The following is a 12,220-nucleotide window of genomic DNA, read 5'->3' as shown; positions in this document are numbered from 1 at the left end:
ACGTTGGGTTGGTGGCGTGATCGCAGAAGTGAAGATATTGCCTGGGATGTGAGCCGCTTCGCGTTAGCGACGGTCAACCAGACGCCAACCGGGGCTAACGCCCATCGGCTAATTGTTGTCATTCGGTATGCGACTAAATTACGGCCCGCAAACGCCCAAGCGGCAAATGTTGTGGTTGGCAATCAATTCAGCTGATCTGCTCCGGACAGTTGGTATGCAGCTCATTCGCTTGCTGGTGTTTTCTCTTTAACGATGCTGTGAATGGGTTTGGGTTTGATGAACAGGACTTCGCCGCGTTCGATCCAGCCTTTCCGTAAATCGACCCGAAACCAGCCGTCGCTGTTTTTCTTGTGGAACCGGATTGCACTTCTTTGGCCGAACTCTTTGAGGTCGTATTGGGCCCATGTCCTGCCCAAGTCCGGTGAATAGATGATTCCCGTTGCGTAAGGCGATGCGGGAGCGTAGTGGGCCGAAAGGATCACGCCATCTTCGATGATCATGTTGGCGGATTCGTAGTGCGGGTTGAACAACAATTCATGCTTGGTTGGATTCGCGAGATCCTCCGGCGCACAACGAAAGATGCCGCGGTCGTGCGGCATCGTGCCGTTCTTTCCGTTGGCATCGGCGGCCCAGTAGAGTTGCCCGTCGACGAAGTTGATTCCGCCGGATTTGTATCGAGAGTTCGAGTTGACGGACACCAAGACTTGCCAATCCCACGCATCACTCGCGGCGTCGTAGGTGCCGCGAAGCCAGTGGCATTCCTGGTGGTTGTTGCCGTCGGCATCGGTGCGATCGTGGTCGCCAGTGCAGGCGTAGAAAGCGTTCTCGGCAGAATTGTAGGTCACACAGTGGATATGCCGGCAGACGACCGGATTGTCTGGATCGCCGAGTAGATCCTCGGGACCAGCGCCGGGTTGTTGGAACGCCGGACTCTGACCAAATGAGTACGCAATTTTGACGGTCTCGCCTTGGTCGGTCGAATAGTAAATGTTGACCGGTACCGCTCCGCCCAGCACGTTGCAGTAGTTGCCCCACACCAACATTTCGGAACCATTCACGTCCCAGGTGTGAACTCCATCGAGCGGATGAAAGTACCAGCCCGGATTCGCCGGATCGAGCGGTTGATGGGGAACGTAGTCGCTGCCGTCGGCGTCTTGAACAACAACTTCCTTGTACGTTTTCAGGTTGTCGGTGCTGAGAAACAATCGCGTACGTGTTGCGAACAGGATGTTTCCGTTCCCGAGGATGCAACTGAACGTGATGTTTTCCGCATCGCGAAAAATGGCGTCGTGCGGCCAAGTTTGACCGTTGTCTTCGGACAAGTAGATCTTGCCTTGACCAAATCCGAACGCCTTGTTGTCTCTTTGGGAATCGATGTACGGCCCCTCGGGAGCCAGTCGGTACCAGAAATGAGGCGTCGAAGAGAATGTCGAATCGTCCGACGAAACAGCGTCGCTTCCTTGCAACAACATGCCACCGCTGGCCGCGGTCGCCAGCAACCAATTTCGCCGAGTCAGTGGAACGGATCCGTTTGGGTTTGCTTCTGTACTCATCAAGCATTCTTTTGAACTGGGGTGTCGGTCAATGCTGCCCGCGGCGATGGTTTCTTGATCGGGATGCTGATTCTACCCGACCGAACATCGGCTATCATGGTTCGACCAACTGTTTCGATTTTTGTTGAGCTCGAAGCAATCGCATCGACAATTCGCGAACCCATTTTTACAACATCCTTGCTGCCATCTTTCTATGACCAAGATCCGATCATTCCATCTCGCAACCTCTGTCTTCTCGTTTTTGATTTCTGTCTGCTTTTTCGGATCGCCCATCTCTCATGTGGCTGCTGAGGGATGGTCGAGATTTCGAGGGCCGTCTGGCAACGGGATCGCTGAAGGGACCTCCAACGTTCCGACTGAATGGTCGCGTGATACGAACATTGCATTCCGAACTCCGTTGCCCGGTCAAGGTTGGTCATCGCCGGTTGTCTCGGACGGACGAATTTATTTGTCCGCTGCTATCCCGGCTGGTGAGGCCGGTGATTCCAAATCGCCTGACTTTGATTTGTCATTGATCGTTTTGGATGCGAAGAGCGGCGATGTGTTGAATACCGTTTCGCTGATGGAACAGACGGCTGAGAAGAGCCCGAAGATTCACAAGAAGAATTCGCACGCCAGCCCGACTCCCATCGTTGATGGTGACCGTGTGTTTGTGCACTTTGGTTACCAGGGGACGGCTTGCGTTGATTTAGATGGCAACGAGATTTGGAAGAATCGGGATCTGTTCTTCAAACCGGTTCACGGCAACGGTGGCACGCCGGTGTTGGTTGATGACAAGTTGATCTTCACCTGCGATGGTGCAAGCGATCCGAAGGTGGTTGCGTTGGATGCAAACACGGGCGAGGTTGTTTGGGAGGTGGATCGCCCGAACGATGCGAGCCGAAAGTTTTCGTTTTGCACTCCGGCTTTGATTTCCGTGAATGGTCAAGGGCAAGTCATCGCACCAGGAAGCGACTGCGTGCTATCGATCTCTCCTGACGATGGGCGAGTGATCTGGCAATTGTTGTATTCCGGGTACTCGGTGATTCCCAAACCGATCTATCACAATAGATTGGTTTTCCTGTCGACCAGCTATGACACACCCAGCATGCTTGCGATCGATCCAACCGGCGAAGGTGATGTCACGGACACGCATCTCAAGTGGTCTCTCAAAAAGAACGTTCCGCACACACCATCCATGTTGGCTGATGAGGAATGGATTTATTCCATCAGCGACGATGGAATCGCGATGTGCGTGGAGGCTGCCACCGGTGACATCGTTTACAAAAAGCGTGTCGGCGGAGGCTTTTCGGCTTCGCCCGTGATGGTCGACGACAAAATCTACTACACCAACGAATCAGGACTGACGAGTGTCATCGCGGCGGGGCCTGACTACAAGGTTTTGGCGGAGAATGATCTTGGAGAACGCACGCTTGCATCTGCGGCGGTCGACGGAAACGCTTTGTTCATCCGTACCGCCGATGCGATTTATCGGATCGAAGAGTGAAGCGATTCGCGATTGATTGACTGGCTGCCGGGTTGCGAGTGTGGTTGTGCCTGACGGCCTGTCTCACCACTCGCGAAGGCCCAGGCGGCTTCAGTTGAGACGTTCGCAAACAGGTCGTCTCAGCGAAGTCCGGGGGCTTCGGTGATGGATGTGATCTCGCCGCAGTCCAGCCAAACGCTTTCGCATCGACTGCATGAGTCAATGGCGACGCGCCCGGGGCCGGCGTAAAAGAACGAGTCCATCAGTGTGCGGCACTTGGGACAATTCAACCGGGAATGGTGATCGCGGGGACCATCCAACGCGGGATCAAACTCGCCGGTTCGATCGGGGCCTTCGTAAGATTCTCGTCGCTCACGAATCAACATGGCGAATGTGGAGCGATTCAGCAGGACGCCCTGGCACCGTCGGCATCCTTGGATTGGATACTTGCCGAGCGATCCGAGTTCTAGATGAGTGTGGTCGCAGGTCAAACAGGGTGTTTCTGTGGTGGTGCCGGTCAGCACGAGCCCATCGATGGAATCATTCAGCGGATTCGCGACCGCGGCGCATTCGCAATAGTCGCAGTAGTAACGTCCAGATCGTCCCATTCGTGTGACGGGGGCACCGCATGATCCGCAATTCATCGATTTGTCTTCCACAATCCAACTGATTCAAAATGACCTGACCTGCAGGCTTTGTATTTCGAAGCGTTGGTCACGGATCACTCGGATGTGTGCGTCTTTTCGAGTGCGGTCTCAAGCAAACGCGACGCTACAGCTCGTTCGGTGCGACTGTGACGAAGAAACGGGATCTACCGAATCGGGGTTCGGTTGGCTGGTCCACCACGGCGCGTCCGTCACAAGGAAGTGTCTTGTGACGCCAAGTGTTTTTCGAAGAATGCGTACAAGACCGAGTTGGAATCCTCGTTCGGCGAGTGATCGGCACGGTTGGTCATTGCGACTCGATCATCGTGTCCGAGCAAAGCGTTGACCGCGACGGAATGATTCAGTGCCTTCCAGCGATGAATCGGATCAGCCGACCCACCCGAGACAAGAAACGGACGCGGTGCCATCAAAGCGTGCAGTTCGTGCAAATCATGGCCTTCGGCGACCAGTCGTGGGTACAGCCCGCGAGCTGGGTTGTCCTGGGTGATCAGTCCGCGTTTACGCCAGGGTTTGGGATGATATCCCAGATACCACGGTTCCCAGTAGTTCACGCCTGACATCGATTCATCGAAAACAATGCCAGGATCTGACCAGGCACCACAGGCAAATCGTTCGGAAAGACAAGCGGCGAACATCGCCCATTTGCCACCGAAGGAATGGCCCACGACGCCAATCCGCTTTTGGTCGACTTCGGGGCGGTCCGCCAAAACTTGCGATGCCGTCGCGGCGGCATAGGCGAGCATCGACAACGGCTGCACCGACGCATCGTCGATCGATGGGTGATACAACGAATACGTCTTTGCTTTTGTCGCTTCGGTGGTGCCAATGGATAGCGTGACAAATCCGCGGCGAGCCAATTGCAACGCAAAGTCACGATGCGGTTTGCCCTGGCCGATGGCGGTCTCGGGTTCGTAGTAGACCGAAAGGACCGCTGGCAGATTGTGATCGGCGGGCTGGTTGGTTTTGGGAACCAGTAGATACGCGTTGGTCTTTTCACCGGGAGTCCATTGGAATTGGATGGTGTGCTTCGTCACCGAATCGAGTTGGTCGGTCTTTGAGATCGTGACTTGAGGATCGGCGATCGGCTCCGGCCACTTTCCCAGCAAGGATTCCCAACGCGATCGGATCTCTTCACGTCTTTGCGGCCATTGGCTCGCTTCGGTGACTTTCGTTCCGTCTTCAAAGATCAGCGGCGAACTATAGTCACCGAGTTCATGCGCCATCGCACGTGGCGGTTTGCAATATGCCGTTGGCTCGACGTTGATTCCCGGATTGTTGGTCATCGACGCGAGGTCGTTTGGTTGGTTCCACTTCAGTTTCGCGATGAAGATTCGATTGTTGCTGCCATGCTTCTCGACTCCAGCGGGCTGCATCCATTCGGTCACTGAGACCCAGGTCTCATCTTTGGAAACGCGGGTCACGCCGAAATTACCCAGCCGTGCACCGTGCTCGGGAACCAGAACTCGTTCGGTGGAGCGAATCACGCGTAGAGTCTCAGGGTTCACCTGAGCGATGAACAGCGGAGCACGGTGTCGAAACACGTGGTCGTTGTTTGCACCACGCCGTGTGTAGACCAAGAACAGACCGTTGCTATGCGTGACCCAGTGTTGTTGGGTGTTGTAGCTGCCTAGGTCTTTGCCGTCATCGAATTGCCAACGTCGTGGTTCATCGAAGTGCAGGCCATCGTCGCTGGTTGCGACATATCCATGTTGGTCATTTCGGATGGTCATGTAGTAGCGACCGTCGTAGTGCGTTAGCGATGGTTCGGCCATGCCTCTTTCGACGGGAATCGTCAGCGCGTTGCCATGTTCGATGTAGTGGAGTGTTTCGCCGTCGAAGCGACATCGCACGACTAGCGAAGAGTACTGCTTTTGTTCGGGGCGTTTGCAATAGATCGGCAACAGGACGTCTCCGCCGGGCAAGTCGACTCGTTGGACGCTGCCCGAGCCCGCACTTTGAAACTGGGGCTCGTCAGGCAGTTCGAGGATTTTCCAATCATTCCAATTGGAATTGCTAGGGTTCATCACAGCGTACGCAACGCCTCGCGGACGAACATGCATCACTCGGTTGTTGCGATACCAAACTGTTTGTCCAATTCCCAACAGACGTTGACTGGCCGCGTGCCACTGCGGGACGAAGTCGCATACGGTCGTTTCGTCGCCATCCTGCAACAACGCCTCGGCACCTTCTCCACCGCGTGGCATGTCATCGCCTTCCACCTTTTGTCGTGAAAAGGAATCGATGGGGCTGAGTTCCGACCATGAATCTGACTCGGTTGGTTTTCTGGATTCATGCAGACGGTAGAAGACATCCGATCCCGACAGCAGCAACTTTTGGGTGGTCATGACCGCAGTGGGATCGCCGTCTGCATTGGGAACAGTTCCCACGCGAGCATGCACCCAACATTCCTTGCCATCAAACCCTTCATGGGCGACTTCAAGTGACACCGAGTAGTCCAGCGTTGCTGGTTGAGAATCAGCGGGCTTGTTGGCGGAAACAGGTTCGTCTTGATAGAACCAAACGACTGGAATTCGTGTGATTTGCAACGAGTTCAGCCGTGGGTACTCGCAGTGCGCCAGCAAGACATGATCGCCGACGAACTCGATCGCGGTGTAACAGTACCAGCCTTCGGGATCGGTTCCGACATTTTGGATGTTCTGCCAAGTCTTTCCGTCATTCTTCGAAATCGCCGCGGTGAAAGGACGTCGACCAACGGGGTGTTTCTTTGCCAGTTCGTCGTCGCCGTTGTTCCACAGCATCAGCAAATCGCCGGTCGATGGAATTCGCTCGATCGATGCGGGCGAAACGGTTGGCTGAGTGAAGGAGGACGGTGTGAAGTCCGACCAAGTGTCGCCTTGGTCGTCCGAGTAGGAAAGTTGCTGGGCGTTGCTGCTGCGGCAAAACATCATCAGGCGATCGTCGCTGAGTTCAACGACACCCGGTTCCTGTGCAAGTGATTCTGATGTCAACGCGGATTGGCTGCGTTGCCAGGTCTTTCCTTGATCGTCCGACAGGTAGCAAACCATCTCGGCCGACTTCCGGTAGCCTGGCCAACCGACTCGATAGTGAACCGCCAACGGCACGACCAATCGACCACTGCGAAGTTGAATCACGCGGTCGTTGTTCAGCACGCTGTAAGAAGGTGTGTCTTTGGGCACGATGCGAGTCGGTTCGGACCAAGTGTCTCCTTCGTCCGAGCTGGTTCGCATCAAGATGTCATCCAAGAACAGGTGCTTCGCTTCCGGCGTCGGATCGTACTTGCGGATGTAGAACAAACCGATGCGGCCATCTTGCAAACGCAGCAAAGACACAGACATCAAATTCGCGTCGTCATCACCGCGTTCGATCACCGAGGCGTCTTCGGTTGTCCAGGTGATGCCGTTGTCGCTCGAGTGACGCGAGACCAACGCCGCCGGCGCGTGGTCTCCGGTGCCGATGAACTTGGTGTACACCAGCAGCAGTCGCCCGTCCTTCAACTGAACGAAGTCGCCTTCGCTGTTGCGGCCGTTGCCTGGGCGAGGTTCGATCCGCAGAACTTTTTTGACTCCTTTCGGAACGCCAGTTGGTGGACGCTGGGCGGAGGCGGTGGTGCAGACTAGCACGCCAGCCAAAAAGACAGACAGGACGCGGTTGGGCAGTTTCGGCAGAGACATCGCTCTTCCATTGGGCGGAGATTTGCTGCGGCGGCAGGTCGACGATGTCTTTGCCTCGACAAAAACGGGCGACGGAACTGTCTGAAAGCAACAAAACGGGCGGGCGAAAAAAGGCGGGAATCGCGGTGGCGATCGGATGCTCATGATAGTGCATTTTGAGCGTCAGAGCGGTTTGCGACCCGTGATTTGCCGCACTTTGGTGGTGTCGTGAAGATCGGCTCCCTACCGTTGATTTGCTGTCATGCGTCTGGTGCATGGTGAAGATGCGGTGAATGCATTGGACGTTTCTTGGCTCAGCCCGATACTAGTACGTGACCCCACTTCACCAAGCGAATGTGCTTGGGACCTGTTTGCAACTTTTTTGAGGACGCGGACGATGAATTCCACACTTACCAACATGAATCCACAACCAACAACGGCCCAGGTCTGCCGTCGATTTGCAACGCGACTGTTTCGCGGACCTGTTTCCATTCGCCCACTGACGCTGACTCTCGGTTGCTTGGCGGCGTCAGCCACCGGCAGTTTGGTCGCTCAGGAAGCGGCACCCAACGCTTCGGCATCTCAAGCGGATGCGCTCAGCAAGTGTCCCGTGATGGGCAATCCGGCTGGCCCGAATCGGCACACCGTGTCCGGAGCGATGGGCAATGGCGATTGGTGGCCGAATCAATTGAACCTTGACATGCTTCATCAGAATTCGATGAAGAGCAACCCGATGGGAGAAGACTTTGACTACGCCGCCGCGTTCAATTCGTTGGACTTGGCCGCCGTCAAAGCTGACATCAAGGAGTTGATGAACACTTCGCAAGACTGGTGGCCGTCGGACTATGGACATTACGGTCCGTTGTTCATCCGCATGGCTTGGCACAGCGCGGGTACCTACCGTGTGTCGGACGGTCGCGGTGGTGCATCCGATGGGACGCAACGCTTTGCTCCGCTGAACAGTTGGCCGGACAACGCGAACTTGGACAAGGCACGTCGCTTGCTTTGGCCGATCAAGCAGAAGTACGGCAGCAAGATCTCTTGGGCTGACTTGATGGTCTTGACCGGCAACTGTGCTCTCGAAGACATGGGCTTCGAAACGTTTGGCTTTGCTGGCGGCCGCGAAGATGTTTGGGAACCTCAGAAGGATGTTTACTGGGGGCCTGAAACAGAGTGGCTGGGCGACAAACGCTACAGCGACGATCGCGATTTGCAAAACCCATTGGCGGCGGTGCAGATGGGTTTGATCTACGTGAACCCGGAAGGTCCCAACGGCAAACCTGACCCGATCGCAGCGGCCAAGGACATTCGTGAAACGTTTGGCCGAATGGCGATGAACGACGAAGAAACAGTCGCGTTGATCGCTGGTGGTCACACGTTTGGCAAGGCACACGGTGCGGCGTCGCCGGAAGGCAACATGGGTGTGGAACCAGAAGGTGAAGGCCTCGCCGCACAAGGGTTGGGCTGGATCAACACGCACGGAACTGGCAACGCGGGTGACACGATCACCAGCGGTTTGGAAGGTGCATGGACATCGACTCCCGCAGAATGGTCGCACGGCTACTTCGAAAACCTGTTTGGCTACGAGTGGAAGCTCGTCAAGAGTCCCGCTGGTGCTTGGCAGTGGACGCCAACGGACGAAAACGCGAAGGGCACCGTGCCGGATGCTCACGACGCGTCGAAGTCACACGCGCCAATGATGTTCACGACCGATTTGGCTCTTCGCATGGATCCGGAATACAACAAGATCTCACGTCGATTCCATGACAATCCAGAGCAGTTCGAAAAGGCGTTTGCCAAAGCCTGGTACAAGCTCACTCACCGTGACATGGGCCCGGTTTCGCGATTGCTGGGTGACAGTGTTCCTGAACCACAATTGTGGCAAGACCCGATTCCCGAGGCGACGTTTGACGTGATCGGATCGAAAGAGATCGAACAGCTGAAGCAAAAGATTCTTGCGACGGAATTGACATCGTCGCAATTGGTATCAACGGCTTGGGCGTCCGCATCGACTTTCCGCAATAGCGACATGCGTGGCGGAGCCAACGGGGCGCGTATCCGATTGGCACCACAAAAGGATTGGGAAGTGAACGAGCCGGCTGAGTTGGCGAATGTTCTGGCTACATTGGAAGGTGTGCAGAAGGAATTCAACGCAAATCGCAAAGACGGCAAGCAGGTCTCGATCGCCGACTTGATCGTGCTGGGCGGTTGTGCCGGTGTGGAAGCCGCGGCAATGAAGGCGGGGCACGCGATCCAAGTTCCGTTCACTCCCGGTCGCACCGATGCGACTCAGGAAATGACGGATGTGGAAAGCTTTGAACCGCTCAAGCCAATCGCCGATGGTTTCCGCAACTACCAAGGTCACAACGCGGACCGTCCTGCCGAAGAGATGCTGGTCGACAAAGCCAACTTGCTCTCGTTGACCGCACCCGAAATGACCGTCTTGGTCGGCGGGTTGCGTGCCCTCGATACCAATGCGGGTGCTGGTCCGCTGGAGGATTTGGGTGTTTTGACGAAACGTCCCGGCGCTTTGACGAACGACTTCTTCGTCAACTTGCTGGACATGAATACGGTTTGGAAACAGTCACCGATGTGTGAGCACTTCTTTGAAGGACGCGATCGCGAATCGGGTAACTTGAAATGGACCGCCAGCCGAGTGGATCTCGTCTTCGGATCCAATTCGCAATTGCGAGGGATCGCGGAGGTCTACGCCAGCGAAGATGCGAAGCAAAAGTTCGTGGAGGACTTTGTCGCCGCATGGACAAAGGTCATGAACCTGGATCGATTCGATGTGAAGGAATCGGACGCGAAAGAGACACAGGTTGCTGCGAAGTGATTTGAGTTTCTGAGACGATTTGTTGTTTGCAAACAGGCGCTGGTCGTCCGGTGGAATGCCGGGCGGCCAGTGTTTTGTTGCACAAACGCCGCGATCCGTCGCGGCGTTTTTATTTGGGGGACGTCACAATCGCACGAGCCTATTAGCCGCCGGCCGTTAGGCCCGGTTGTAGCACGGAAACGCACGAACAACCGCCGGTTGAGGCGTTGATTGGGATCGCGAGAACGATGCGATTCGCCGTGGTTGTGAGAACCGCGGCTAACGCCGTTCGGCTGATGCTTTTGCTTCGCGATCGGTGACTTGTTTGATCTTTGCCAGAATCACGTCGCCCGCGTAACAGCCGCCTTTGTAGCACAACTCTTTTCCACCACCGCCTCCAGCGAAGGTTGCTTGGTGGGCGGACTTCATCGGCCAGCCAGGGCCGTTGGTCGAACCGGTGATGTACAGATTGCCGGCCTTGTCGAGGTAACACGATCGGCCATCGTCATAGCTCTCCCCTCCGATGTAGCTGCTGAACTTCAGCTTTGAAAAGTCATCGGACAACACGACTGCAATCGCGTCGTTGGGATTGGCCAGGGTTGATTGCAACGCATTGGCGGTCACTGGGAAATCAGCCGAGGACGCGTTGCCTGTGAAGAAAACGTTGCCGAGGTTATCGGCGTAGACCCCATCGGGACCTTCGTTGTCGGTGCCGCCCAGGTACGTGCATCGCAACAAGCCACCGTGCGGATCAAACTTCGCGACCACGATGTCCCGGTTGCCTCCCGCGAATTTTGATTGCACCACACCCGATGTCACCGGCAAGTCTTTGCTGGTGGTGGAGATAGCGAGATAAGCGTTGCCCAAAGAGTCCACCGCCATGCTGTGCGTGCTGTTGCCCTCTTCGTCACCCGAGCTACCGAAGTAGGTTCCGTACATGAGTTCGTTGCCGCTGGGGCTGAGCTTTGCGATGAATGAATCGGCTCCTCCACTGTAGGTTCGCTTGTGAGCATTATCGGTGGTGGGCACGTCCGGTGACTTGGTCGTGAAGTTGAGCAAGACATTCCTGTCGTCGTCCAGACGCAGTCCGCTATTTCCGACCTCGTCGCCCGAACCGCCCATCCAAGTCGCCCAGATCACGTCTTGGCCATCCGGACTGATTTTGATGGCGCCCACATCGGAACCACCGATGGGTTGATCGCGATAGGCGTTTGCAAACCATTGGATCGGTGGTTTGGGACCGTTTCCGGTGTAGCAAAGCGGTAGGTAGACTGAACCTTCAGAATCGACCGATACATCGCGACACATTTGATTGACGCCGACATAGGAGCTCCAGATCGCCGTTGAACCGTCGGAACTCAGCTTGGTCACAAATCCATTTTGCATTCCATAGATGCTTTGCTTGGATCCCTGGAATGTTGTCTGGAACGCTTGATCGGATACAGGGAATCCAGGCCCAGCTCTTCCGGCGACGATGATGTTGTCTATCGGGTCGACTTCGACCGCGTATGCACGGTCGTAATTGGGGCCTCCTAGCAGCGTTGACCAGAGCAACGTTCCGTTTGGGTCAAACTTGCACACAAAGGCATCGCAGTGACCGGCGCTGTCGGTCTTTGTTCCTGACCGGTTCTGGGTTCGCTGGAACGCATTGTCGGTGGTGGGGAAATCGTTGGAAACTGTTCCGCCGACGATGATCACGTTGCCATCGGAATCGACGACCACGTCACGAGCATGTTCCCAATCGCTGCCGCCAAAGAAGGTCGAGAATACGATTTGATAGTCCGCCGCGGGAGCAGACTTCGTCACTCCGGCGATCAGGCAGTGGACGATGACAGCCGCGATCAACGGCACGATTTTGCGTCGAGGACGTTTCAAGGTTGGGCCTTTGTCTGAGTCTACTGGGTCGTTTGAGTTTACTGATCCGCGGAAGTGGTTAGCGTCATGATCTCCCCGTTTCCAATGGAGGTCGTGCAGTTTTTGAGTGCTGTGCCAGTGACGCCTCAAGAACCCCGCCCGAGCAGCGGGAGGGGTCGGAAAGCGAGCGTTCAGTGAGATTTCCGGGGGAGGGCAATCCGCGCCGCTTCCCATGC

General features: G+C 55.8%; 6 protein-coding genes. 2 read left to right on the top strand and 4 right to left on the bottom strand.

Annotated features, from left to right (window positions below):
• Window positions 1-221: 221 nt before the first annotated feature.
• Entirely contained in the window at window positions 222-1,553 is a 1,332-nt protein-coding gene (locus B2R17_RS28025) for a hypothetical protein (protein ID WP_286766607.1), read from the bottom strand.
• A 193-nt stretch (window positions 1,554-1,746) separates the two neighbouring features.
• Here B2R17_RS28025 and B2R17_RS28020 point away from each other — a divergent pair, with 193 nt between their 5' ends.
• Window positions 1,747-3,039, top strand: a complete 1,293-nt coding sequence (locus B2R17_RS28020; protein ID WP_414707409.1) for a PQQ-like beta-propeller repeat protein — start codon at window positions 1,747-1,749, stop codon at window positions 3,037-3,039.
• 119 nt (window positions 3,040-3,158) lie between these two features.
• On the opposite strand, the gene B2R17_RS28015 is transcribed toward B2R17_RS28020, so the two are convergent.
• The gene (locus tag B2R17_RS28015; protein ID WP_236615653.1) at window positions 3,159-3,662 is read right to left on the bottom strand and encodes a zf-TFIIB domain-containing protein; all 504 of its coding nucleotides are present in this window, start codon (window positions 3,660-3,662) and stop codon (window positions 3,159-3,161) included.
• A gap of 212 nt (window positions 3,663-3,874) precedes the next feature.
• A complete protein-coding gene (locus tag B2R17_RS28010) occupies window positions 3,875-7,336 on the bottom strand; it encodes an exo-alpha-sialidase (protein WP_286766605.1) in 3,462 nt (1,153 codons plus the stop codon).
• 241 nt (window positions 7,337-7,577) lie between these two features.
• Between B2R17_RS28010 and katG the strand changes: the two genes are divergently transcribed.
• Window positions 7,578-10,151, top strand: coding sequence for a catalase/peroxidase HPI (katG, locus tag B2R17_RS28005; protein ID WP_286766604.1), 2,574 nt, complete (start codon window positions 7,578-7,580; stop codon window positions 10,149-10,151).
• Between the two features lie 258 nt (window positions 10,152-10,409).
• Here katG and B2R17_RS28000 read toward each other — a convergent pair whose 3' ends face one another.
• Complete coding sequence (locus tag B2R17_RS28000) at window positions 10,410-12,005, bottom strand: SBBP repeat-containing protein (RefSeq protein WP_286766603.1); 1,596 nt, start codon at window positions 12,003-12,005, stop codon at window positions 10,410-10,412.
• Window positions 12,006-12,220: the final 215 nt, after the last annotated feature.

The sequence above is a fragment of the Rhodopirellula sp. UBA1907 genome, from assembly GCF_002337565.1.
GTDB classification, from domain to species: Bacteria; Planctomycetota; Planctomycetia; order Pirellulales; family Pirellulaceae; genus Rhodopirellula; species Rhodopirellula europaea.
This window is presented reverse-complemented; position numbering and strand designations above follow the sequence as displayed.